This is a genomic window from Glycomyces sp. NPDC021274 (assembly GCF_040641195.1).
GTDB lineage: Bacteria > Actinomycetota > Actinomycetes > Mycobacteriales > Micromonosporaceae > Glycomyces.
Genome location: NZ_JBFADC010000013.1, coordinates 81124 through 105279, shown reverse-complemented (window position 1 = coordinate 105279; position 24156 = coordinate 81124). Strand labels below are relative to the sequence as shown.

General features: G+C 70.9%; 23 protein-coding genes. 13 read left to right on the top strand and 10 right to left on the bottom strand.

All coding sequences use genetic code 11. The features are described 5' to 3' along the window. Nucleotides 1-99: 99 nt before the first annotated feature. Together AB0I03_RS22980 and AB0I03_RS22975 are read left to right on the top strand one after the other, a co-directional pair. Nucleotides 100-972 (top strand): arylamine N-acetyltransferase, encoded by an 873-nt coding sequence (locus AB0I03_RS22980; protein WP_360416090.1) that lies wholly within the window; start codon nucleotides 100-102, stop codon nucleotides 970-972. A 3-nt stretch (nucleotides 973-975) separates the two neighbouring features. After that, entirely contained in the window at nucleotides 976-1494 is a 519-nt protein-coding gene (locus AB0I03_RS22975; protein WP_360416088.1) for a hypothetical protein, read from the top strand. Between the two features lie 66 nt (nucleotides 1495-1560). Here the strand turns inward: AB0I03_RS22975 and AB0I03_RS22970 are convergent, their stop codons facing one another. The 4 genes from AB0I03_RS22970 to ppc form a co-directional block, all read right to left on the bottom strand. Then, nucleotides 1561-2382, bottom strand: coding sequence for a TrmH family RNA methyltransferase (locus AB0I03_RS22970; protein WP_360416086.1), 822 nt, complete (start codon nucleotides 2380-2382; stop codon nucleotides 1561-1563). 76 nt (nucleotides 2383-2458) lie between these two features. Further along, nucleotides 2459-2911: a MarR family transcriptional regulator gene (locus AB0I03_RS22965; protein ID WP_360416084.1), complete on the bottom strand. Its 453-nt coding sequence runs from the start codon at nucleotides 2909-2911 to the stop codon at nucleotides 2459-2461. Continuing rightward, complete coding sequence (locus AB0I03_RS22960) at nucleotides 2908-3525, bottom strand: type 1 glutamine amidotransferase family protein (RefSeq protein ID WP_360416082.1); 618 nt, start codon at nucleotides 3523-3525, stop codon at nucleotides 2908-2910. Before AB0I03_RS22960 ends, AB0I03_RS22965 begins: the two co-directional genes overlap by 4 nt. A gap of 120 nt (nucleotides 3526-3645) precedes the next feature. Next, complete coding sequence (gene ppc, locus AB0I03_RS22955; RefSeq protein WP_360416080.1) at nucleotides 3646-6402, bottom strand: phosphoenolpyruvate carboxylase; 2757 nt, start codon at nucleotides 6400-6402, stop codon at nucleotides 3646-3648. A gap of 369 nt (nucleotides 6403-6771) precedes the next feature. On the opposite strand from ppc, the gene cysC reads away from it, so the two are divergent. Beyond that, entirely contained in the window at nucleotides 6772-8316 is a 1545-nt protein-coding gene (gene cysC, locus AB0I03_RS22950) for an adenylyl-sulfate kinase (protein ID WP_360416078.1), read from the top strand. A 61-nt stretch (nucleotides 8317-8377) separates the two neighbouring features. Here the strand turns inward: cysC and AB0I03_RS22945 are convergent, their stop codons facing one another. Further along, nucleotides 8378-8998: a vitamin K epoxide reductase family protein gene (locus AB0I03_RS22945; protein WP_360416076.1), complete on the bottom strand. Its 621-nt coding sequence runs from the start codon at nucleotides 8996-8998 to the stop codon at nucleotides 8378-8380. A 119-nt stretch (nucleotides 8999-9117) separates the two neighbouring features. Beyond that, nucleotides 9118-10017, bottom strand: a complete 900-nt coding sequence (locus tag AB0I03_RS22940; protein ID WP_360416074.1) for an SDR family NAD(P)-dependent oxidoreductase — start codon at nucleotides 10015-10017, stop codon at nucleotides 9118-9120. A 409-nt stretch (nucleotides 10018-10426) separates the two neighbouring features. On the opposite strand from AB0I03_RS22940, the gene amrA reads away from it, so the two are divergent. Then, nucleotides 10427-11056 (top strand): AmmeMemoRadiSam system protein A, encoded by a 630-nt coding sequence (amrA, locus tag AB0I03_RS22935; RefSeq protein ID WP_360416072.1) that lies wholly within the window; start codon nucleotides 10427-10429, stop codon nucleotides 11054-11056. Nucleotides 11057-11060: 4 nt separating this feature from the next. Here amrA and AB0I03_RS22930 read toward each other — a convergent pair whose 3' ends face one another. Next, on the bottom strand, nucleotides 11061-11900 hold the full coding sequence (locus tag AB0I03_RS22930; protein WP_360416070.1) for a PhzF family phenazine biosynthesis protein: 840 nt from the start codon (nucleotides 11898-11900) through the stop codon (nucleotides 11061-11063). A 100-nt stretch (nucleotides 11901-12000) separates the two neighbouring features. Here AB0I03_RS22930 and AB0I03_RS22925 point away from each other — a divergent pair, with 100 nt between their 5' ends. Next, a complete protein-coding gene (locus AB0I03_RS22925) occupies nucleotides 12001-13137 on the top strand; it encodes an Mrp/NBP35 family ATP-binding protein (protein WP_360416068.1) in 1137 nt (378 codons plus the stop codon). Nucleotides 13138-13202: 65 nt separating this feature from the next. Here the strand turns inward: AB0I03_RS22925 and AB0I03_RS22920 are convergent, their stop codons facing one another. Both AB0I03_RS22920 and AB0I03_RS22915 read right to left on the bottom strand, forming a co-directional pair. After that, complete coding sequence (locus tag AB0I03_RS22920; RefSeq protein WP_360416066.1) at nucleotides 13203-13571, bottom strand: YbjQ family protein; 369 nt, start codon at nucleotides 13569-13571, stop codon at nucleotides 13203-13205. A 353-nt stretch (nucleotides 13572-13924) separates the two neighbouring features. Continuing rightward, a complete protein-coding gene (locus AB0I03_RS22915; RefSeq protein ID WP_360416064.1) occupies nucleotides 13925-14854 on the bottom strand; it encodes a DapH/DapD/GlmU-related protein in 930 nt (309 codons plus the stop codon). Between the two features lie 39 nt (nucleotides 14855-14893). Between AB0I03_RS22915 and dapE the strand changes: the two genes are divergently transcribed. Together dapE and AB0I03_RS22905 are read left to right on the top strand one after the other, a co-directional pair. Further along, nucleotides 14894-15964, top strand: coding sequence for a succinyl-diaminopimelate desuccinylase (dapE, locus tag AB0I03_RS22910; protein WP_360416062.1), 1071 nt, complete (start codon nucleotides 14894-14896; stop codon nucleotides 15962-15964). Further along, entirely contained in the window at nucleotides 15961-16650 is a 690-nt protein-coding gene (locus tag AB0I03_RS22905) for a TIGR00730 family Rossman fold protein (RefSeq protein ID WP_360416060.1), read from the top strand. The genes dapE and AB0I03_RS22905 overlap by 4 nt, the downstream gene beginning before the upstream one ends. Nucleotides 16651-16851: 201 nt before the next feature. Here the strand turns inward: AB0I03_RS22905 and folP are convergent, their stop codons facing one another. Then, the gene (folP, locus tag AB0I03_RS22900; protein ID WP_360416058.1) at nucleotides 16852-17715 is read right to left on the bottom strand and encodes a dihydropteroate synthase; all 864 of its coding nucleotides are present in this window, start codon (nucleotides 17713-17715) and stop codon (nucleotides 16852-16854) included. 50 nt (nucleotides 17716-17765) lie between these two features. On the opposite strand from folP, the gene AB0I03_RS22895 reads away from it, so the two are divergent. From AB0I03_RS22895 to AB0I03_RS22870, 6 genes are all read left to right on the top strand, one after another. Further along, nucleotides 17766-19025, top strand: coding sequence for a M18 family aminopeptidase (locus tag AB0I03_RS22895; protein WP_360416056.1), 1260 nt, complete (start codon nucleotides 17766-17768; stop codon nucleotides 19023-19025). 415 nt (nucleotides 19026-19440) lie between these two features. Continuing rightward, on the top strand, nucleotides 19441-21993 hold the full coding sequence (locus tag AB0I03_RS22890; RefSeq protein ID WP_360416054.1) for an FtsK/SpoIIIE domain-containing protein: 2553 nt from the start codon (nucleotides 19441-19443) through the stop codon (nucleotides 21991-21993). After that, nucleotides 21990-22658: a hypothetical protein gene (locus tag AB0I03_RS22885; protein ID WP_360416052.1), complete on the top strand. Its 669-nt coding sequence runs from the start codon at nucleotides 21990-21992 to the stop codon at nucleotides 22656-22658. The genes AB0I03_RS22890 and AB0I03_RS22885 overlap by 4 nt, the downstream gene beginning before the upstream one ends. 18 nt (nucleotides 22659-22676) lie before the next feature. Continuing rightward, nucleotides 22677-23168 (top strand): DivIVA domain-containing protein, encoded by a 492-nt coding sequence (locus AB0I03_RS22880; RefSeq protein ID WP_360416050.1) that lies wholly within the window; start codon nucleotides 22677-22679, stop codon nucleotides 23166-23168. A 12-nt stretch (nucleotides 23169-23180) separates the two neighbouring features. Then, nucleotides 23181-23675 carry a hypothetical protein gene (locus AB0I03_RS22875; protein WP_360416048.1) on the top strand — a complete coding sequence of 165 codons (495 nt, stop codon included), beginning with the start codon at nucleotides 23181-23183 and terminating at the stop codon, nucleotides 23673-23675. A 184-nt stretch (nucleotides 23676-23859) separates the two neighbouring features. Beyond that, nucleotides 23860-24027, top strand: coding sequence for a DUF3117 domain-containing protein (locus AB0I03_RS22870; protein WP_091030400.1), 168 nt, complete (start codon nucleotides 23860-23862; stop codon nucleotides 24025-24027). Nucleotides 24028-24156: the final 129 nt, after the last annotated feature.

The window sequence follows — 24156 nt, the reverse complement described above, 5'->3', positions numbered from 1 at the left end:
CGGTTCCAGGCGAGACGTTCCTCCAGTCCCGCAACATCATTCCCGTATCAGTACGATCACAGGCCAGTCTGCGGCGCCGCCTCGCGCTATGGTCGAGGGGTGTTCGACTCCTCGCAGCTCACCGCTTATCTCAAGCGCGTCGGGATCTGGGCCCCGAGGCGCCCGACGCTGCACGCGCTGCGCCGGATCCACCGCGCCCACATCGACGCGATCCCGTACGAGAACCTCGACATCCAGCTGGGCAGGCCGATCCGCCTCGACACTGAGTCGCTGTTCACGAAACTCGTCGAGGGCGGCCGGGGCGGCTACTGCTACGAGCACAACGGGACCCTCGCGCACGCTTTGGAGGCCATGGGCTTCGACGTGCGCCGCGTCCTCGGCGGCGTCGCCCGCGAGACCGAGGGCGAGGGCAACTGGTGGAACCACATGCCGCTGGTGGTGCGGTTCCCCGGCGGCGACGAGTACCTGGCCGACGCGGGCATCGGCACCGGCTTCCGCGACCCCCTGCCGATCCGCAGCGGCAGCTACCGGGTGGGGCCGTTCAACTTCGGCATCTGGAGCCTCGGCGAGGGCGAATGGCGCTGCTCGATCGACCCGCGCGTCACCAACCTGACGTTCGACTTCACCCTCGACCGGCGCGAAGTGGCCGAGTTCGAGTCGAAGTGCACGGAGCTCTCGACCTCCCCGGAATCGCCGTTCGTGAAGACCCTGACCGTGCAGAACCCCGGTGAGACCGACATCTGGGTCCTGCGAGCGCGGACGCTCACCGTGTACGACCCGAAACTGCCGGAAGGGAAGGCGGTCCGGATCGTCGCCGACGCGGACGACTTCGCCGCGCTCCTGCGCGGCCGTTTCAATCTCACCCTCGACGAGACCGAGATCGGGACACTGTGGACTCTGGCCGAGGAGCAGCACGAACGCAAGCTCGCCGAGGACGCGGCGGCCGACCAGGCCAGCAAGACCTCAGCCTGACCGGTGGCACGCCCCCTTATCAAGGACTACGTGCGCGCCGTCCTCATCGGCGCGGGCCACGAGGCGCACGCGCTCAAGCGGGAGCACCCGCGCTGGAACCCGGGCGACGACTTCGGCCTGGTGGCGACCGTCTTCGAACTCGCGGCGCTCGCCCGTTTCGGCGAGCGGCTCGACCCAACGGCATTGCGGGCGTTCCTCAACGAGACCTTGGACGACGCGGCCCGCGCCCGCCCGCCGGTGCGACCGCTCATCGTGCAGCGAGTGATCGAAGACGTCTACGAACCGCCCGATGACCGGGACGATCGGGACCGGGACGAGCGCCAGGCCGCCATCTGGTTCGCACTGCCGCGGCTGGTCCCCGCCGACACCCCGCAGGACGCGGTGGACCGACTCATGGCGAACGCCGCCGAACTCCTCGACATGCACGCCGAGTTCGGTGCGTTCGTCGACGACCCGTGCCGCTCATGGCCCGACTACGTGTGCCGCTCCGGCCTGGCCGACTGGCCGACCGAGACGCACTGACCTGTCGAAGTACTGCTCAGTGGCAGGCGGCGCCGCGCCGCGAGCGTGCGGTGATCGAGGGGGCGCTCAGGCGGCGCGCTGGCGGGCGGCTTCGTAGAGGGCGACCGATCCGGCGTTGGCCGCGTTCAGCGAGGACGCGGCCTTGGGCGACATGGGGATGCGGGCCGTGGCGTCGGCGAGTTCGAACCAGGACTTCGACATGCCGGTGGTCTCGTTGCCGACCACGAGCAGGGTCGGACCGCCGAGGTCGTGTTCGGAGAGGGTCTGCTCGCCGCGTTCGTCGGTGCCGATGATCATGGGCGCGTGCGGCTGCTTGCGGGCCCATTCGGCGACCTCGTGCGCCGAGGCGGCGCTCACCACGGGCAGCGCGAACAGGCTGCCGGTCGAGGCGCGAACCGCCTTGGGGTCGTAGGGGTCCGCAGCGTTGCGGCCGGTGATGACCACGGCGTCGGCGCCGAACGCGTCGGCCGAGCGGATGAGCGAGCCCACGTTGCCCGGGCTGGTCGGCCGGTCGATGACGATGCCGAGCCAGTCGGGGCGGGTGGCGAGGTCGGCGAGCCGGCGCTCCGGGATCTTGACCTGGGCGAGGAGTTCGGGCGGGTTGTCCTCGTCCTTCTCCCCCAGCTCGGCGAGGAGCTCCCCGGAGACGGCCGCCTGCTCGGTGTGCGGCCGCTCGAGCAGGCCGCGGGCCCAGTCGGAGAGGCGCGGGCGGTCGGCGTCGTAGAGCAGGGCCTCGACGGTCCAACCGTGCTCGACCGCGAGGGAGATCGGCCGTACGCCCTGCACGAGGAAGGACCCGGCCCGGTGGCGCTTGTTGCGGTTGCGCAGCAAGGTCTCCCACTGCTGGAACTTCGCGTTCCGGACGCTGACCTGCAGGGTTCTCGCCATGGTCTCCGCAATTTCTCGAGTGGTGGTCGGACAGCGCAGAAACTACCACGGCGGCGGGCGGCGAGCCTTCGGCAAATCAACCGCGGTCCTCCGCCGTCACCGCCTCCAAGGTCGCCGAGAGCTCCCCGAGCAGGCGGTGCATCTCGGCGGCGCGGTCGTCGCCCAAGGCCTCGCACAGCCGGTCGGCGAATGCGGCGTGCGCGGGTCCGATGCGCCGCACGGCTTCCACGCCCTCCTCGGTCGGTGCGACCAGCTTGGCCCGCCGGTGGGCCGGGTTGGGCAGGTACTCGACCATGCCGTTCGCGGCCAGGATGTCCGCGATGCGCTGCACGGCCTGGCGGGTGATGCCCATCTCGCGCGCGATGCCCGCCACCGGCAGCGGCTCCTTCAGGACCGCGCCGAGCACCTGCCAGTGGGCGGCGGTCAGCCCCACCGGCCGGGCCAGTCCCTCGGCGACGTCGAGGAACTGGCCGTTCAGTCGGAACACCGTCACGGCCATGCCCGACAGGAGTACTTGGCGGTCGGTCATGCGGCCTCGCCCATCAGTTCGTAATACCCGGCCGGGTCGCCGAGTCCGTACAGCTTGTACCACGCTGCCAGTACCTCGGGCGTGTACAGGTCGAGGGCCGCGAACACCTCGCGGGCGAAGTCCACGGGCTTCGTGCCCGAGGCGGTGATGAGCCCGCGGTCGGTCACGGCCGGTACGTCGCAGTACAGGTCGGTGCCCTTGGACCCGAAGGCCTGCACGAACTCCGGCGCGTTGCTCGTGTGCCGCCGGTCGTCGAGGAGCCCTTCGGCGGCGAGTCCGCCGGTGGCCCCGCAGATGGCCGCGACCGGGACGCCCGCGTCCAGGAACCGCCTGGCGGCCTTCGCGAAGCCGGTGTTGCCGCCGGTGAGCCAGGTGTCTGCGCCGGGAAGGATCAGCATGGCGCTGTCGTCGGCGCTGAGCTCGTCGAGCGTGAGGTCGGGCGTGATCGTCATGCCGCCCTTGGTCCGCACGGGCTCGGGGCCGGCGCCGACGGTGCGGACCTCGTAGCGGCCCGGTTCGCGCTGCCAGTCGCCGCCGTTGATGTGGGCGGTCGCGTAGCCGACCTCCCAGTCGGCCAGGGTGTCGTAGACGGCCATGTGCACGTGCTTCGCCATTGTCGTTCTCCTCGTTCCAGGTATGACAATATTCTGTCATATTGACAACGTGTTGTCAAGTTTCGAGGCATGAAAAAGGCCGCGGCGGTCATTCCCGCCGCGGCCCTCGTCAAGCCTGGATCAGCCGGTGTTGCGCAGGCCCGCCGCGATGCCGTTCACCGTGATCAGCAGGGCGCGCTTGAGCTGCGGGTCCACGTCGCCGTCCGCGCCGCCCTCCGAGCGGTAGCGCTTGAGCAGCGAGATCTGGAGGTGGTGCAGCGGCGCGAGGTAGCGGTCGCGGACCTCGAGGGTCCGAGCCAGCTGCGGGTTCGCATCGAGCAGCTGCTCCCCGCCGGTGAGGGCGAGGACCTCGGCCACCGTGCGCTCGTGCTCGGCGGTGATCGTGTCGAAGATCGGCCGCAGCCCGGCCGGGACCAGCGTGGAGACGTACTGCTGCGCGATCGAGAGGTCCGTCTTCGCCAGCGTCATCTCCACATTGGAGACGAAGTTGCGGAAGAAGTGCCACTTCTCGTACATCTCGGCGATGTCGTCGCCCAGGCCCGCCTCGCGGGCGGCCGCGAGGCCCGAACCCACGCCGTACCAGCCCGGCACGATCTGGCGCGACTGCGTCCAGCCGAAGACCCACGGGATCGCGCGCAGGCCGCCCAGGCCCGCGTCGGTGTTGGGGCGCTTGGACGGGCGCGAGCCGATATTCAACGCGCCCAGCAGCTCCGTGGGGCTCACGGCCCAGAAGTACTCGGCGAGGCCCGGCTTCCCGGTCAGCTCCCGATAGGTGGCCTTCGAGGCCTCCGAGGTCTGGTCCATGACGCTGAACCAGCGACCCAGCACGTCGGGCTGGTGGCGCGGCTCGGTGTGCAGCAGCGTCGCCTTCAGCGAAGCGGCCACGGTCAGCTCGAGGTTCTCGCGGGCCAGCGCCGGCAGCGTGTACTTGTCCGACAGGACCTCGCCCTGCTCGGTGATCTTGATGGCGCCGTCGAGCGTGCCCGAGGGCTGGGCCAGGATCGCCTCGTGGGTGGGGCCGCCGCCGCGGCCGATGGTGCCGCCGCGGCCGTGGAAGAGGCGCAGGCGGACCCCGTGCTTGTGCGCGACGTCGCGCAGCTGCCGCTGAGCGCTCTGGATGTTCCACTGGCTGGCGGTGATGCCGGCGTCCTTGTTGGAGTCGGAGTAGCCGAGCATCACTTCCTGCACGTCGCCGCGGGCGGCGACGATCGCGCGGTACGCGGGGAGGCTGAGCAGCCGGTCGAGGAGGGCGTCGGCGCCGGCGAGGTCCTCGACCTCTTCCATGAGCGGCACGAAGCCGATGTCGGCGCGGCCGCGCGCGACGTCGATGAGGCCGGCGTCGCGGGCGAGGATCGCGGGGGCGAGCACGTCGGCCGGGTCGTGCGTCATGGAGATGATGTACGACTCCACGATCGACTGTCCGAACTGGACCTGGGCGTCGCGGATCGCATGGAAGACGTCGAAGGTCTTCCGGTTGCCTTCGGCGAGTTCGACATTGGCGGGCGCGAGGGGGCGCTGGCCAGAGAGCTCCCGCTCCAGGAGCGCGTCGCGCTCTTCCGCGGTGAGGTCGGCGTAGGGCTCGTCGAGTTCGCCGGTGGCGTCGTAGAGCTCGCCGAGGACGGCGTGGTGGGCCTCGGAGTGCTCGCGCACGTCCATGGTGGCGAGCTGGAGGCCGAAGGCGGCGACGGTGCGGATGACGCGGTCGAGGATGCCCTTGGCCGGGAGCTGGCCGCGCTGGCGGGCGAGGGAGTCGCGCATGATCTGGAGGTCGGTGAGGAGCTCGCGGCCGTCGGCGTAGTCGAAGCCGGCGCGGTGCGGGAGGCCCTCGGCGTGGCGGGCGCGGGTGTTGGCGAGCTTGGCCTCGATGGCGCGGGCCTTGAGCCGGTAGGGCTCTTCGCCGTAGATGCGCTTGTACCGCTCGGGGATGTTGTCGAGGACCTTGAAGTCGGCGGCGACGGAGTCGAGGAGTTCCTGGGCGGCCGGGCGCACGGTCTGGGAGACGGAGAGCTCGTTGATGAGCGCGGCGACGGCGCCTTCGGCAGCGGCGATGCCGTGCTCGTGCTGCATGAGGAGCACCTGCTTGGTCACTTCGGGGGTGACGAAGGGGTTGCCGTCGCGGTCGCCGCCGATCCAGGTGCCGAACTTGAGGGGCGCGGAGCCGGGGCGGGGGGAGCCGCCGAGGTCGGTGAGGGTGGCGTTGAGGTCGGTGAGGACCCGCGCGGCCGCGTCCCGGTAGAGGTCGGTGAGGTAGTAGATGGCGTTGCGGGCCTCGTCGGTGGGCTCGGGCTTCTCGACGCGGAGTTCGTCGGTCTGCCAGAGGAGGTCGATGATCTCGGCGAGGCGGGAGTTGACGGCGTCGACGTCGGCGGAGCCGAGGACGGCGCGTTCGGCGGTCTCGGCGTCGAGGAGGTCGGCGATGCCGCGGAGCTTCATGAGGATGGAGCGGCGGGCGGCCTCGGTGGGGTGGGCGGTGAAGACGGGGCGCACTTCGAGGCGTTCGGCGGCGGCGGCGATCTGGTCGGCCGGGATGTCCTCGGCGGTGATCTCGGCGCGGGCCTGGGAGAGCCAGCCGCCGTTCTCGGCGCGGGAGCGGCGCATGTCGCGGGCGCGGTGGACCTGCTCGGTGATGTTCGCGAGGTGGAAGTAGGTGGCGAACGCGCGGGCGAGGTCGACCTCTTCGTTCACGTCGAGCTTCGCGAGTCGGGAGGCGACGGCTTCGGGCTGGTGGCGCACCAGGCCGCGGACCTCTTCGACGAGTTCGAGCAGCTGCGGGCCCTCCTGGCGGACGAGCGCCTGGCCGAGGAGGTTGCCGAGGCGGCGGATGTCGCGGCGGAGCTGCTTGTCGTCGGTGCCGCTGGAGGAGTCGTAGTAGTCCATGGAGGTCTCCACTGGTGGTCTGGGCGGTACCAACTTACGGCTCCGCAAGCTGCGCCATGAGGCCCTGGGGCCGGCCGCGCCGACGTCCTTGTCCGCGGTCACTCTGCACTGGTGCTCCCGGGCCTGCTCGGCGACCGCTTGCAGAGCCGTGGACCGGCTCTTCGGCGCCCGCTCGCGCAGCCGTGAATGAGCTTCGTCAGCGTAACTTACCGGTAATGGGTGCGCCACTTTCTCAGTCCGCCATGCGGGACGATCCGGTTCATAAGCGCGCGGCTCGGGTGAGCAGAGTGACGGTCCCGTGGCATACGCTGGTGCGACCGAATCCGATGCCGCCCCTGCCCGAAGCACTGCGAAGGGATCCCACCGCCGATGTCTGACTGGGTACTGCCCGATGAGATCCTCGCCGAGGCGCCGAGCCACACCCCTCTGCCGCACGAACTCGCGGACCTGGAGCTGCTGCTGTACGGCGCGTACGCGCCGCTGCGCGGGTTCATGGGCGAGGCGGAGGCGCGGTCGGTGACACGGACCGGGATGCTCCCGGACGGGACGGCATGGCCGGTCCCGGTGACGCTCGACGTGCCGATAGCGACCGCTCAGCTGCTCGACAACCCCGACCCGAAGCGGCGTGTGCTTCGCATCACCGACCCGGAGGGGGCGCCGGTCGCGGCGGTGGAGTGCCACAGCCTCGACGCGCTCGGGCCGGACATGGTCCGCGTCGGCGGCCCGGTGCGGCGCATCGCCGACGCCGCGCACGGCGTGTTCACGGGCCTGCGCGCGACCCCGGAGCAGGCGCGCACGACCTACACGAAGCCGCGGGTGCTCGCGCTCGTCGCGGACCGGCCGCTGCACCGCCCGCAGCTGGCGCAGCTGGCCCGCGCCGCGCACAACCTGGCCGCGCACGTGCTCGTCATGATCCCCACCGGCGACGAGACGAACGGCGACCGCGAGCTGCGGCTGCCGACGGCGGCGCTCGTGCGCTCCGTGCTCGCCGCGAAGGACCGGCTGCCGACGGCCACGGTGCTGACGGTGCCGCTGTCGAAGCGCGGCGACAAGCTCCGCGACGGCCTCCTCACCGCGAAGGTCGCGGCGGCCTACGGCGCGACCCACATCATGACCGGCCGCGACGGCCTCGGCGGCGGCGACGGCGTGCGCTCGATGGTGCCGCGCGAGCTGGCGTACGACACGCGGGACGGCCAGTGGCGGCCCGTCGAGGACATCGAACCGCCGTTCCGGCGCGTCGCTTTGACCGACGCCGAGGTCGCCGACATGCTCGACCGCGGCTTCGGGCTCCCCGAATGGCACACGCCGCCGAGCGTGGCCTCCGAGCTGCGGAAGGCGCGGCCGCCGCGCCGCCAGCGGGGCCTCGTGCTGTTCTTCACGGGCCTGTCGGGTTCGGGCAAGTCCACGATCTCCCGCGGCGTCTACGAGGCGCTGCTGGAGGAGGGCACCCGCACGGTGTCGCTGTTCGACGGCGACGTGGTGCGCCGGCTGCTCTCGAGCGGGCTCGGGTTCTCGCGCGCGGACCGGTCGGTGAACATCCGCCGGATCGGGTTCGTGGCGGCCGAGGTGGCGCGGCACGGGGGCATCGGCATGGCCGCCCCGATCGCGCCGTACGAGGCGGACCGGGCTGAGGCGCGGCGCATGGCCGAGGCGGCGGGCGCGGACTTCGTACTCGTGCACGTGGCCACCCCGCTCGAGGTGTGCGAGGCGCGGGACCGCAAGGGGCTGTACGCGAAAGCGCGCGCGGGCCAGATCCCGGAGTTCACCGGGATCTCGGACCCGTACGAGGAGCCGCCGGCCGCGGAGCTGACCATCGACACGAGCGAGATCACCGTCGGCGAAGGCGTCGAGCAAGTGCTCGAATACCTCTCCGAGGGTGGCTGGCTGGAGCCGACCGGACTGCGGCTGGGCTGAGACATGAGGCAAGGCCCCGGGTTCGCGCCCGGGGCCTTGCCCTTTGCCTTGACCTTTGTTCTTAGAAGAGCGTGGACCAGTAGTCCCAGAAGCCGGTGCCCACGATCATGACGACCGCCGCGTACAGCAGGACCAGGCCGATCCAGTGGAAGCGCAGCAGGTCGTCGACGGCGTCGCGCCAGTCGTCCCCGACCGGGATCGCGCCGGTGCGCAGGCTGCGGACGGTGGAGAACCAGAAGATCGGCAGGACCACGGCCCACACCGCCATGCACCAGGGGCAGAGCACCCCGATCCGGTACACCGACTGGTAGATCAGCCACGACACGAAGACGAGCCCGGCGAGCGTGCCCAGGTTGAAGGCCAGCGCGATCCAGCGCGGCAGGGACACCTTCGACAGGAGCAGCGCGCCCATGAAGACGACGAGCGGGAACGCGACGAGGCCGATCATCGGGTTCGGGAAGCCGAACACGGACGCCTGCCAGGTGTTCATCACGGTGCCGCAGGACAGCACCGGGTTGAAGTCGCAGGAGATCGCGTGGCCCGGGTCGATGAGCGAGGCGATGCGCTCGTAGGTGAGGTCGAACGCGGCGGCCAGGCCGACCAGTCCGCCCAGGAGCAGCACGAGGCCGGTGACGGTGCGCCCCCGGGTCTCGAGCGAGCTCTCGCCGAAAGCCTCGTCCATCCGCGCTTCCCCCGTCTCGGTCCGCTCAGTCGGTACTGTCGTCGCCGCAATCGTGTTCACGCAAGGGTAACGACCGCGGCCCGTGCGAAGTTGCGGACGGCTGGTCGTTATGTGACGGTTCAGGCCCGCAGGGACTTGCCGCCGTCGACCACGAGCGTCTGCCCGGTGATGTACGAAGCGGAAGGGGCGCAGAAGAACACAGCGGCGGCCGCGACCTCTTCGGGGCTGCCGGGGCGGCCCATCGGGCCGTCGAGGCCCTTCTGCAGTTCAGGGACCGTGGAGGAGCCGGTGCGGATGAGGCCGGGCGCGATCGCGTTCACCGTGACCCCGTCGGCGACGACCTCGGTCGCGAGGGCCTTGGTGAGGCCGGTGACCCCGGCTTTGGCTGCGGCGTAGGCGGCCTCGGCGGGGACGGCGGTCACGACGCCGGTGGTGGCCGCGACGTTCACGATGCGGCCCCAGCCGCGCTCGGCCATCGACTGCACGAACGCGCGAGAGACCAGGAACGCGGTGTCGAGGTTGCGGGTGATCTCGGTCTGCCAGTCCGCATAGGACAGCTGCGCGACCGGTTTCACCACGGCCGGATCGGACTTGGAGGTGAGGCCGGCGTTGTTGACAAGGATGTCGACCTCGCCGAGCGCTTCGGCGACGGCGTCCGCGAGGCCCCCGACTTCGGCCTCGTCGGCGAGGTCGGCGACGAAGCCGATCGCGCCGATCTCCTCGGCGCGTTCGTGAATCCGCTTGGTGGTGGAGACGATCGCGACCGCTGCGCCCGCGAGCCGCAGGCGGGTCGCGATGGCGAACCCGATGCCGTCCGGCGCACCCGCGCCGGTGACGAGCGCGATCTTCCCGGCGAGCGAGTCGAGTTCCTGCAACCGGCCGCGGGCGGCCTGCGTGCTCTGCGCGCCGCCGTTCGACGGGAGGTCGATCACCTCGGCGAGGCCCTGGTCGACGGAGGCGTAGGCATCGGCGTCATAGGACGAGTCGAATGCGTCGGCGCTCGTGCGCGGTTCACTCATTACCGCAGTCTCTCACGTGACTGTTATCAAACAGATCACCGGCAGGCCGAACCGCGCCAAACCGCCACCATCGGGTCACCTGAGGCGCGAGGGCTCGGCGAGGGCGAAGACGAAGCGGCGCAGGCGATCGGGAAGCAGAGCAGACGATCGGTGGCTTCACCGCGTCGCAGCGCGGGCGTTCGGCGGCTGCACTGCGTCGCAGCGCGGGCGATCGGCGGCTTCGCCGAATACCCGTCCACAAACCCCCACCCACCACTAGAGGGGAAAGAAGGGTCCGCCGCAAACATCCCGCCCGGGTCCGACAAAAACCGGGCCCCGCAGCGAAAGTGTCACCCGAAAGCGGGGCCGGGCACGAGTCGATCTCGCACTCCACCCGCCTGCGCACCCTGACACGTGGCACCATCGGAGGATGGACCCGCACCCCGAGTCCGGCCTCGGCCCGGTGCTGACCGCGCTGGCGCGCAGCGCCGTCGCGACCTCCTTCGCGCCCCGCCCGCCCGGCGCGGCCGCCCTCATCAGCACCCTCTCCGAGAGCACCGCACCGGCAGCCGCCGCGCACGCCGCCACCCTCGCCAAGCGCGAGGCGACCTTCGTGACCCTCCAACGGGACGGCCGCCTCCGCGGCTGCATCGGCACCCTGACCGCCCTGCGGCCCTTGGGAGTCGACGTGGTCCGCAACGCGCGCCTGGCCGCCCGCGACCCGCGCCTCCCGCCCGTCGAGGAGTCCGAGACGGCAGAACTGCAGGTCACCGTCACCGTGTTGTCCCCCTCCGAGCCGCTCCCGGTGCGGGCCTTCACGTCCCTGCTCGACCACCTGCGCCCCGGCCAGGACGGCCTGACCCTCAAAGACCGCGGCGGGCGCCGCGCGACGTTCCTGCCGTCGGTGTGGGCGAGCCTGCCCGAACCCGAGCGGTTCGTCGCCGCGCTCCTGCGCAAGGGCCGCTGGCCGCGCCGCCTCTGGGCCGCGGAGCTGCGGTCGGCCGCCTGGCCCGAAGGCCTTGCGGCCGAACGCTACGGCGCCCGCGAGTTCTCCGGCTGAACCCCTACTCCGGCAGCGTCACCAGAGTGCCCTCGGCGACCTTGACCGCCGCCCCCGACACCGAGACCGACACGGCCGCACCGTCCTCGACCACGACCTCGCCGTGCAGCGTCGACGGGCGGTCGATCTCGGCGCCCTGCGCGATCGTGTAAGCGTGCACGCCGTCGCCGCTGATGAGGCCCTGGTCGACCAGGTGCACGCCGAGCGCCACCGCAGCCGAACCGGTCGCCGGGTCCTCGCCGACGCCGCGGTGGAACAGGCGGGCGTGGACCGCGTGCGAGTCCTCGTCGAAGCTGAACAGGTAGACCTTCTCCAGGTGGCCCGGCACGTCGACCGCGGCGGGCACGTCCGCGTCGGCGAGGCGCACGAAGTTGTGGTCGAGGCCCGCGCTGGCGTTCTTCGGGGTCCCGATGATCTTGGCGGGGTCGAGGCCAATCGCGGCGGCGGCGTGCGCCGGGTCGAGTTCGGGGCCGACGCTGATCGCCGTGGAAGTGAGCTTCGCGGTGCCCTCGGCGACGGCCACGGTCATGAGACCGGCGCCGCATTCCTGGACGACCGTGTCGCCGTCCGGCGTCACCCGGCCGGACGCGACGGCGGCGATCGCCGCTCCGATCGTGGGGTGCCCGGCGAACGGCAGTTCCTCCGCAGGGGTGAAGATCCGCGCGAGATAGTCGGCGCCCGGCGCGGCGGCCGGCAGCACGAACACGGTCTCGGAGAAGTTGAACTCCAGGGCGATCGCCTGCATCTGCGCGGTGGTGAGTTCCTGGCCGTCGAAGACGACGGCGAGCTGGTTGCCCGCATAGGCTCGTGCGGAGAACACGTCGTAGATCGCAAAGGGAAGCATGGGCCAGTTATAGCGCGGCCGGCGCGCGCGGGACTGTGGCCCGGCTGCGGTAAGGCTACGCTCACGTTGTCGAACCGAATTGCGTGGTTACGATTGGGTCATGTCTGACAACGCTGCCGTCGTCGAGGCCGTGCACGAAGCGCTCTCGCACGTCAACGACCCCGAGATCCGCCGCCCGATCACCGAACTCGGCATGGTCGACACCGTCGAGGTCGACGGCGGTCGCCTGTCTCTGAAGATCCTCCTCACCGTCGCGGGCTGCCCCATGCGCGACACGCTGCAACGCGACATCGCCGGCGCCGTGGACGGCGTCGACGGCGTCCGGGAGCTTGCGCTCGAGTTCGGCGTGATGAGCGAGCAGCAGCGCGCCGACCTGCAGACGAAGCTGCGCGGCGGCCGCCCGGGCGCCGAACCGGTCATCCCGTTCAACCTGCCCGAATCGCGCACCCGCGTGTTCGCGATCGCCTCCGGCAAGGGCGGCGTCGGCAAGTCGTCGATGACAGTGAATCTGGCCGCGGCCATGGCGCAGAAGGGCCTGTCGGTCGGCGTCGCGGACGCCGACATCTACGGGCACTCGATCCCGCGCATGCTCGGCGTCGACGGCGCGCCCACGCAGGTCGAGGACATGATCATGCCGCCTCAGGCGCATGGGATGAAGGTCATCTCGATCGGGATGTTCACGCCGGGCAACACCGCCGTGGTGTGGCGCGGGCCGATGCTGCACCGCGCGCTCCAGCAGTTCCTCGCCGACGTGTACTGGGGCGAGCTCGACGTGCTCCTGCTCGACCTGCCCCCCGGGACCGGCGACATCGCGATCTCGGTGGCGCAGCTGCTGCCGACCGCGGAGCTCGTGGTCGTCACGACGCCGCAGCAGGCGGCGGCCGAGGTGGCCGAGCGGGCCGGGGCGATCGTCACGCAGACGCACCAGAAGCTCGCCGGCGTGGTCGAGAACATGTCGTGGATGGCGCTGCCCGACGGGTCGCACATCGAGCCGTTCGGCTCCGGCGGCGGCAAGAAGGTCGCGGAGGCGCTGACGCGGGACATCGGTGCTGATGTGCCGCTGCTCGGCCAGATCCCGCTCGACCCGAAGCTGCGCGAAGGCGGCGACGCGGGGGTGCCGCTGGTGCTCTCGGACCCCGACTGCGAGGCGTCGCGGGCGATCCGCGCGATCGCGGACCAGCTGGCGGTGCGGAAGGTGTCGCTGGCGGGCAAGCAGCTGGGCCTGAGCCCGGTCTAGAGGTTTTTTGAGCGGCGGCCCTCTTGTGCCCTTGAGGGCCGCCGCTCCTTTCCCCAGTTTCCCGATTAAAGCTTGCGGACGGTGACGGCGGTGCCGTAGGCGCACACCTCGGTGCCCATGTCGCGGGCGTCGGAGACGTCGAAACGCATCATCACGACCCCGTTGGCGCCCAAGGTCTTCGCCTGCTCGACCATGCGGGTGAGCGCCTCCTCGCGGGAGGCGGCGAGGGCCTTCGTGAGGCCCTTCAGCTCGCCGCCGAGCAGCGACTTGAAGCCGGCGCCGAGGTCGGAGACGAAGTTCCGCGACCGCACTGTGAGGCCGAAGACCTCACCGTGGGTGTCGAGGACCTCGTAGCCCGGGACGTTCTCGGTCGTGACGACCACGAAGCCCGATGCCGTCGAGTTCGCGGCCCCGAATTCCCCAACGTTGTCCATGTCGACCAGGCTATGCAGCATTCCGGGCCCGCACCTCGATCTTGGGGATGAACTGCTGGAACGCGAGTAGCACCCGGGTACTACTCCGAACGTCGACGGGGATTCGGGCGGGTCTCGGCGCGCCTGGGGCAAATCGGGCGCCGGGAGCCGCCCCCGAATCAAGGGTGCCGCGAGGGTCCGACAAACGCGAACGCCCTCACCCACGATCGCCCGCACGACCACCGCGTCCGGCGCGATCCGCTCTGCCCGGTTCGGCGACGCCGAAGGCGAACGCGAAGGCCCCGGCCTGCGCCGGGGCCCCTGGGTCAAAATCCTATAGGATATATCCTATGCGGTTGCGTGCGCTCAGGCCCTTACTGGGCGCTGTGCAGGGCGGTGTTCAGCTCGCCCCAAGTGCCCAGGCGGGGGCGCACTTCGAGGACGCCGGTCTGCGTGTTCGTCCAGAACTGCAGGTTGTCCTTGCCCGAGAGCGTGGCGGCCTTGACGACCGTGCCGTCCGGGGTGGTGACCTTCGAGCCGGCGGTCACGTAGCAGCCCGCGGCCACAACGCAGTTGTCGCCCAAGGAGATCCCGATGCCGGCGTTCGCGCCGAGGAGGCAGCGCTCGCCGATCGAGATGACATCCTTGCCGCCGCCCGAGAGCGTCCCCATGATCGAGGAGCCGCCGCCGATGTCCGAGCCGTCGCCGACCAGCACGCCGGCGGAGATGCGGCCCTCGACCATCGAGTTGCCGAGCGTCCCGGCGTTGAAGTTCACGAAGCCCTCGTGCATGACCGTCGTGCCCTCGGCGAGGTGCGCGCCCAGGCGCACCCGCGACGCGTCCGCGATGCGCACGCCCGTGGGCGTCACGTAGTCGGCCATCGGCGGGAACTTGTCGAGGGACTTCACCGCGAGCTGGCGGCCCTCGCCGCGGAGCTTGAGGCGGGCCGCGTTCACGGCGTCGGCCGGGACCGGGCCGTGGTCGGTCCAGGCGTTGTTCGGCAGCAGGCCGAAGATCCCGGAGAGGTTGATGGAGTGCGGGATGACGAACCGGTGCGAGAGCAGGTGCAGCCGCAGGTACACGTCCGCAGTGTCCGCGGGCTCCTCCGCGAGGGACTTGACGAGAACCGACACGCCCTTCGAGGTCGTGCCCGTCGGGTTCACCCGGTCGAGCTCCGGCGCGACCACGCCCGTGGGCGCCTCGCCCAGGCCCAGGCGGGTGAACCACACGTCGAGGACCGTGCCGTCGGCGGCGACCGTGGCCACGCCGACACCCCATGCTCCGTCAGTCAGGAAATCACTCATGCGAAAAGCCTATCCACGCGGCGAGTATCGTCTGCGGATGTGACAGTTTTGAGTGAGGCAGTCCTCGCCGACCCGGTCGCGCTGACCAGAGCTCTGTGCGACATCCCGTCCGTGTCCTGGAACGAGGCCGAGATCTGCGACGCGGTCGAGGCGGCCCTCAAACCCCTGGGGCACTTGACGACCGAGCGGGTCGGGAACACGCTCGTCGCCCGCACCGACCTGGGCCGGGGGCGGCGCGTCATGCTCGCCGGGCACCTCGACACGGTGCCCGTGAACGACAACTTCCCCACCCGCCTCGACGGCGACGTCCTCTGGGGCCTGGGCACCTCCGACATGAAGTCCGGCACCGCGCTGGCGCTCTGGATCGCCGCCACAGTCCCCGAACCGAAGTTCGACCTGAGCTTCGCGTTCTACGACCGCGAGGAGATCGAGGCCGAGCACAACGGGCTCAACAAGCTCTCCAAGACCCGCCCCGAACTGCTCGCCGCCGACTTCGCGATCCTCCTCGAGCCCACGTACGGCCTCGTGGAGGCCGGCTGCCAGGGCACCATGCGGGTGCGCATCACCACCAGCGGGAAGCGGGCGCACTCAGCGCGGTCCTGGAAGGGCGAGAACGCGATCCACAAGATCGCCCCCGTCCTCGAGCGGCTCAACGCGTACGAGGCGCGGGAGGTCGAGGTCGACGGCTGCACCTACCGGGAGGGCCTGAACGCAGTCTTCATCGGCGGCGGCGTGGCCGGGAACGTCATCCCCGACGAGGCCTGGGTCGACGTGAACTTCCGCTTCGCGCCCGACCTCGACGAGGCCGCGGCCGAAGCCCACGTGCGCGAGGTCTTCGCCGGCTTCGACGTCCACGTCTCCGACACCGCACCTTCATGCCGCCCCGGACTGGACCGGCCCGAAGCGGCCGAGTTCGTCGCCGCCGCCGGAGGCGAGTTCCGTGCGAAACTCGGCTGGACCGATGTGGCGCGCTTCGCGACCCTGGGTATCCCGGCAGTGAACTTCGGGCCGGGCGACCCTAACCTCGCCCACAAGCAGGACGAACGCGTCGAGATCCCGCGCATCCGCGCCTGCGCGGACGCGCTGCGAGCCTATGTGGAGGAATCATGACCCTGAAGCGCCGCGTCACCGCAGACGAGCACCTGCTCGACACCGCGCACAGCGAGGAGTGGAAGCAGAAGGCCGCGTGGCGGGTCATGAAGATCCAGGCCGAGTTCGTCGAGGGCTTCGACACGCTCGAGGCCGCCGAACTCGGCGACGCCATCGGCGTCTACGGCTCCGCGCGTACCAACGTCGACGGCGACGAGTACAAGCTCGGCATCGAGCTCGGCCGCAAGCTCGGCGAGGCGGGGTTCTCGGTCATCACCGGCGGCGGGCCCGGCGCGATGGAGGCCGCCAACCGGGGCGCGGCCGACGCGGGCGTCAAGTCCGTGGGCCTGGGCATCGAGCTGCCGTTCGAGCAGGGCATCAACCCGTACGTCGACATCCAGCTGGACTTCCACTACTTCTTCGTCCGCAAGGTCATGTTCCTCAAGTACTCGTGCGGGTTCTGCGCCCTCCCCGGCGGCTACGGGACCATGGACGAGCTCTTCGAGTCCCTGACGCTCGTGCAGACCGAGAAGGTCGGCAAGTTCCCGATCGCGCTCATCGGCACCGACTACTGGGGCGGCCTGGTCGACTGGCTGCGCAACGCGATGGTCCGCGAAGGCAAGATCAGCCCTGACGACGTGAACCTGCTCCTCGTCACCGACGACCTCGACGAGGCCGTCGAGCACATGAAGAGCGGACGCGGCTAGCAGACAAGCCGGTTCCGGCAGAGCGTATGCCGTACAGCGAACACTGTACGACGTACGTTATACGCCGCACAACGTACATAGTACAGCGTACGGCAGACAACAGACAGCGGACGGCGTACGCTGTACGGCGATTGCAGATCGAGCGATGTCGTACGCCGTACTTCGTACCTTGTACGGCGTACGGCGGCGACCGTCGCGTATTCAGAGGCTGCGTTGCGGGGCCTTCGGGGGTTTGTCGCCTTTGATGGCCGCGACCATGTCGAGCACCTCGCGGGTCGCGGCGACGTCGTGGGCGCGGAAGACGCGCGCGCCGTTCCAGGCCGAGACCGCGGTCGCGGCGAGCGTGCCGTTGAGGCGGCGGTCCACGGGCAGGTCGAGCGTCTCCCCCACGAAGTCCTTGCGGGACAGGGCAACCAGCACCGGCCAGCCGGTCTCGGCCAGCTCGTCGAGGCGGCGGGTGAGGTCAAGGGAGTGGTATGTGGTCTTGCCGAAGTCGTGCGTCGGGTCGATGAGGATCCCGTCGGCGCGCACGCCCGCCGCGACCGCCGCCTCCGCGCGCTCCACGAGTTCGGCGCGGACCTCCGCGACCACGTCCCCGTAGACCGCCTTCGCCGCCACCGTGCGCGGCTCCAGGCCGCCCGTGTGGGAGACGACGAATCCCGCGCCGGTGTCGGCGGCGACCTCGATCACCTGGGGGTCCCAGCCCGCCCACGTGTCGTTGATGAGCTCGGCCCCGGCCGCGACCGCCTCGCGTGCCACCTCGCCGCGCCACGTGTCCACCGAGATCACCAGGTCAGGGTGCTTGTCGTGCACTGCGGCGATGAACGGCACCACGCGGTCGATCTCCTCGGCCACCGAGACCTCCGGGCCGTCGCCCGCCTTGACGCCGCCGATGTCGACGATGTCGGCGCCGTGCGCCACCGCATTGTCGACGGCGGCCACCGCCGCCTCGAACGCGAAAGTCGCCCCCGAGTCGTAGAAGGAGTCGGGCGTGCGGTTGACGATCGCCATCACCGCGTAGTCGCCCGCATCGAACACCCGTCGGCCAAGTTTCAACGCTCGCATCCGTCTATGCTGACAGCCGCCACGGCCACCCGCCACTAGAAGGAGCATCGATGCCTCGCTTCGACCGGTCGCACACCGACGACCTCGCCGCGTACATCAAAGCCGGCCCGACCCCGTACCACGCGTGCGCCGAGGCAGGCCGCAGGCTCGAGGCCGCCGGGTTCCGGCGGCTCACCGAGGCCGACGAGTGGCCGGTCGAGGTCGGCGGCTACTACACCGTGCGGGACGGCTCGATCATCGCCTGGCGCATCAACGACCAGGCGTACGACGCGTTCCGGATCTTCGGCGCCCACACCGACACCCCCACGTTCAAGGTGAAGCCCCGCCCCGACACCGGCTCGGCCGGCTGGAAGCAGATCGCCGTCGAGGTCTACGGCGGCGTGCCGCACCAGACCTGGCTCGACCGCGACCTCTCCGTCGCCGGGCGGCTCGTCATGCGCGACGGCACCGAAGTGCTCGTGCACGTCGACCGGCCCCTGCTGCGCGTGCCGCGCCTCGCCATCCATCTCGACCGCGGCGTCAACGAGGGCCAGAAGCTCAACGCCCAGTCGCAGCTCACCCCGATCTGGGGGCTCGGCCAGCCCCGCGACGGCGAGTTCATCGAGTTCATCGCCGCCGAGGCCGGCGTGGACGCCGCCGACGTGTTCGGCCACGACCTCTTCACCGTCGCCCTCGACGAACCCGCGTACCTCGGCAAGGACCAGGAGCTGTTCGCCGCCTGGCGGCTCGACAACCTCACCAGCACCCACGCCGGCCTCGCCGCGCTCATCGCCGCCGAGGACACCGGCACCCGCGTCCCCGTGCTCGCCTCGTTCAACTACGAGGAGATCGGCTCGATGACCTACTCGGGCGCGCAGAGCCCCTTCCTCGAATCGGTGCTCCACCGGCTCATGGGCGACGATTTCGAGACGTACGCGCGGGCGATCGCCGCCAGCGCCATGATGTCCTCCGACACTGGCAACGCGGTCCACCCGAACTTCCCCGAGAAGCACGAGCCGGGCCACCGCCCGGTCCCGGGCAAGGGCCCGATGATCAAGGTCAGCGCGAACCAGCGGTACGCGAGCGGCGCGGAGGAGCAGGCGCTGTTCCGGCGGTCGGCCGAGGTCGCGGGGATTCCGTGGCAGACGTACGTGAACCGCAACGACATCCCGGGCGGGACGACGATCGGCCCGATCTCGGGGACGCAGCTGGGGATGCTCACTGTGGACGTCGGCCTGCCGATCCTCTCGATGCACTCGGCGCGCGAACTGTGCGGTGCCGAGGACCCGGGCCTGCTCGCGGACCTGGCGCTGGGGCTGTTCACGCACTAAGGCGGCGGGGACGCTGCTGCGGCTCGATGCCTCGGCGGCCACGGCGGGTTCGACGTCGCGGTCGCTGACGGCGGCGTTCGCTGCCTCGCCGGGCACGCGCGGGCTTGACGCCCGCGGGCCTTCGGGTAGCCGCCGAGCAGGTCGTCGGAGGCGGTGAGCGTGAACTCCTCCGCGACCCCGACCTGGCCGAGGTCCACCGAAGTTCGGAAGGACCGCGAGCGCGAATCGCGACTGGCCGGACGCCTGTGGTCCTCGCGGGTTCGTGGGGCGATTGCACGTTGGGGTGCAGGGCTTTCGCGTCGTGCTCGAGGGCCCGGTCCCGGTATGGTGGTGTCGTCGACACACGCGGCCCCGCGCCATGGGATCGGCACCCTCGGCGACGCTTGCGAGCCGTACATGTAGCAAGGAGGCGGCTTTGACCTGGCGGACCGAATTGGAGCGGGCGGCCGCGCGCGTGCGCGAGGCCGCGGGTGCCGCCGATCAGGCCGAGGAACTGCTGCGGGGCGATGCTTCGCGTTTGGCCGCAACGGGAGTCGAGCAGCGGCGGGCGGAACTCGCCGAGCGGCTGCGCGCGGTCGCGGCGCAGACGGCGACCGGCTGGGTGGGCGAGGACCTGGCCGCGATCGACCCGAAAACGCCGGTGTGGACGGACGCGCCGTCCACTGAGGCCGTCAGGATCGGCGTCGCCGAGATCGACGACGCCCCCGCGTTCCCCGCGCTCGCCGGACTGCTCGGCAAGGGCCACTTGGTGTGCGACGGCGACGCGGCCGACCCGCGCGTCGCCGGGATGCTCCAGTCGCTGCTGCTGCGGATCTGCGCGGCGCACCCGAACCTCGAACTGAGCCTGGTCGACGGCGTGACCCTCGGGCAGGTCTTCGCGCCCGCCACAGCGCTCGTGGACGCCGGGATCGCCGGTCCGGTGGCCACGGACCACCTCGCCCTCAGTCGTGTCCTCACGGCCGCGGAGAAGCGGCTCACGGAGCTGCGCGACATCGCCGCGAGAGGCCAGTCGATCGCCGACCGGCCGTACCACCTCATCGTGATCGCCGGGCTGCCGCCGGAAGTGGGCAATTCCACGCGCGAGCGGCTGGCCGCGCTGGCGCACGCCGGGCCGTCGGCCCGCTGCCACCTCGTGGTGTGCGGCTGGAGGCAGCTCGCGCACCGCGAGTCGCTGCCGGCGATCGAGCATGCGACGTACCTGTACTGCAACGAGAAGGACGTGCGGCTGGGGAACCTGCCGCTGCCGGTGCGGCTGGACGCCGCGCCGCCGCCGAGCCTCGCCCGCGCCGTCTACGGCTCGCGGGCGCAGCAGCGCAAGGAGGCCGGGGAGTTGAGCGTCGGCGACCTCGTGCCGGAGGTGCTGTGGTCGGCTTCGAGCCGGGACGGCCTGTCGACGGTGATCGGTCGCGACCAGGCCGGAAGCTCCCAGGGCGGGGATGTGGAGGTCGCGTTCGACGACGCGACCCCGCACTGGCTGATCGGCGGGCGCACCGGCGGCGGCAAGACCGTGTTCCTCCTCGACGTCCTGTACGGGCTCGCGACCCGCTACTCCCCCACCGAGCTGGAGCTGTACCTGCTCGACTTCAAGGAGGGCGTCTCTTTCACGGAGTTCACGCCCTCGCCGCTCGACCCGTCGTGGATTCCGCACGTGCGGGCCGTCGGCGTCGAGTCCGACCGCGAGTACGGCGTCGCGGTGCTCGGCGCGCTCCGGGCCGAGCTCTCCAGGCGCGCCGGGCTCATGAAGCGGGCCGGTGCGACCAGGCTCGCGCGGCTGCGCGAGCTGCGGCCGGAGATGGCGCTGCCGCGGATCGTGGCCGTGGTCGACGAGTTCCATGTGCTGTTCGCCGGGAACGACCGCCTCGCGGGCGAGGCGGTCGCGCACTTGGAGGAGTTGGCGCGCAAGGGCCGCTCGTACGGCGTGCACCTGGTGCTCGCGAGCCAGACGATCTCCGGCATCGAGGCCCTGTACTCCAAGAAGGACTCGATCTTCGGGCAGTTCCCGCTGCGCGTGGCCCTGCCGGGCGCGAAGCACCTCCTCGACGAGGGCAACGACGCGGCCGACGGCATCAGCGTCGGCCAGGCCGTCATCAACGACGCGGGGGGCATCAAGGGCCGCAACCGGACCTGCCGCTTCCCCGACGCGTCCAGTGCCGAGGACCTGCTCACCGGCCTGCGGCGGCAGCTGTGGGAGCGGCGGGAGTCGGACGTGGAGCCGATCGTGTTCCGCGGCTTCGACGAGCAGCATCTCGAGGACGATCCGCGGTTCCCGGACCTCGCGCCGACCCACGCGCCCGTCGCGCTCCTGGGCCGGGCCGTCGACGTGCACATGTCCTCGGTGGGCTACCAGTTCGACCGCAGCCCCGGACGGCACTTGGCGGTGCTCGGCACCTCGGCGGTCGCCGCGGATGTGCTCGCCGCCGCCGCGATCTCCCTGGGCCGCCAGCACGAGCCGGGCAGCGTCGCGTTCGAGGTCGCGGCCACCGCCGTGGGCGTGGAGGACACCGCCCGGCAGGTGGTGGGCGAACTCCAAGCGGGCGGGCACGAATGCCGCCAGCTCGCGCCCGGCTCGATCCTCAGCGAGCGGCGCGACAAGCCGACGTACCTCGTGTGGTTCGGCGCCGACGGCGCGGACGGGCAGGGCGTGGCACTGCGCGACCTGCTGCTGCACGGCCCGGCCGCCGGAGTGCACCTGCTCGGCTGGTGGCGGGGCGCGCGCCGGTTCCTCGACGACATCGGGGGCTCGTCCGGCCGCGAGCACTGCGCGGGGGTCGTGGCGCTCAACATCGCCGGGAACGACCTCGCCGCGATCACCGGCGGCTTTGAACGCACCTGGGAGGCCCGCACCAATCGGTGTCTGGTGATCGACCGGCACGCGGGCACCGAGACCCTCGCCGTGCCGTACGTGCGGCCCGGCCGCCTCGACGGCCTGCCGGTCCAGGACACCCCCGGGAAGGTGGAGTCGCGATGAGCCTCAACGCATACGAGGACCTGGTGCACGAGTTGACGCGCTTGGACGCGGACACGAACGCGAGCACCGCGCAGGCGGCCCGGCGGCTCGAGCGCCGCCGTGAGGCGCTGCGCGAGGTCAGATCCGAACTGGACGACCAGATGATGGCGCTGGCGGAGCTGTGCGCGCGCTTGCGGCACACTGCGCCCGACTTGACGCCGGCGCAAGTCGCCGACAGTGCGGACGGCTTGCCGCCGCGGCAAGGCGAGGACGATCCGGACCGGATCCTGGAGCGGGCGAAGACGGCCCTGCGGGAGGCCGAGCTCGCCCGGATCGCGACCACGCGGGCCGCGCAGCGGCCGACGCTGCTGCCGAAGGCGCACCACGTGCTGCGCGAACTCCTGGTGTACGGCGCGTGCATGGTGGCGTGCCTGGCGATCCAGTTCGGCTACTTCGCGGCGACCGGGGGCGATGGCGAGTCCACGTTCTGGGTGACGTTCCTGCTGCCGGTGATGGCCACGATCGTGGGATATGTGCTGGTGGGGATGGCCAACCGGCCGCGGCTGCCGCTCCTGGACCGCAGCGGCAAGCCCATCAAGGCGGTCGTCCCCCACAACCCGCGTCTGGGAGTGACCCTCGCAGTCTGCACAATGGCGCTGTTCGCCTATTTCGCGTTCTTCGCTTAGAACTCCCTGGAGGAACCGGTGCTGAAGCTCGTCCTCGAATTCGCACTGCCGGTGATCGTCGCGGTCATCGGCGTGTGGATCGCCTTCTCGATCGTCGTGTGGGCCACCGGCCGCGACACGCTCCTGGACACCGTGGGTGCGAGCCAGCCGCTCGGCCTTGGCGAGGGCGAGGCGGTCGACGAGGCCGCCGTCGCCTCCGTCAGGTTCGACACCGGCCTGCGCGGCTACCGCACGGACCAGGTCGACGCGGCGCTGAACCGGCTCGCGTGGGAGATCGGCCGCCGCGACGAACTGCTCGCCGAGATGCAGTCGCGGCTCGACGGCACCGCCGACACCGCGGAGATCCCCTCCCCCGAGTCCGGTGTGGACGATGCGATCGACCTCGCGAACGAGGACGGCGCCGCCGCACCGCTGGACCCCGCGACGGGCCCCGGCACCGACCGCGACGCCTCCGGGAGTGAGGCAGGGCGCGAGGACGCCGGTGAGACGGCGCCGCGCGGCGAGGCGTGATGGGATATGCCCATGCGTTATTGGCTGCTGGCGTTGAACGAAGACGAGTACACCGAGCAACAGGCCTACGAGGTCGAGGACTTCGAGCCCGCATCGCGTCCCGAGCGCGTCTCGGACGGCGACGAGGTGGCCCTGGCCGGCCCGGAGGGCGTCTTCGCGCTCGGCGAGGTCGAGGGCCCGGCCATCGCGTACCGCCGCCGCCTCGAGGAGCCCGCCAAGACCGTCGAGAGCGCGGAAGCGCCGGACGGCTGGACCGAGCTCAACCCGGACGCGTGGGAGGACCTGGTCCGGACCCTGCCGACCCCCGAGCGCCGCAGCGACTGGCTGGTGACGCTCTCGATGCCCATCGAGGCGGTCGACAAGGCCGAGGCCGTGCGCCAGTTCTGGTCGTACATCCGCTCGCTCGGACCGAAGGAACTGCCGACGTTCGTGGCGCCGTACGGAAGGGAACTTGAGGGCACTTCGTTCCTTTTGGGCGTCGAGCACGAGCAGGACCCTGAAGAGTGAGTGACGGGGGTCATAGCCCGTTAAGAAAAATCACGCAAGTCGCAAAAGCCACTTTTCGGTAGATTCCTACGCAACCTTGTCACATACCCGGAGGGGCGAGTTGGCCCCTGCGCCCTTCATCAGGGAAACTTGATCTAGCAACGTCGAGTCGCAACCTGCGGCATTGGATCGAGGGGAGACCAAAATGGCGGCCATGAAACCGCGGACTGGCGACGGCCCACTGGAAGTTACTCAGGAGGGCCGCGGCATCATCATGCGGGTTCCGCTCGAAGGCGGTGGGCGGCTGGTCGTGGAGATGACCCCGGAAGAGGCTGCGACCTTGAACAAGGAGCTTCAGGGCGCCCTGGAGTAGTCCCTTCTCCACTACGCCCCCCACCACGGCGGTCACCCCGCTGCCGATCGGACCTGAGGGCCCGCTCCCATCCGGAGCGGGTCCTTCATCCTCTGCTGCCCGCGTTCGGCCACGGGACGAGTGGACCGT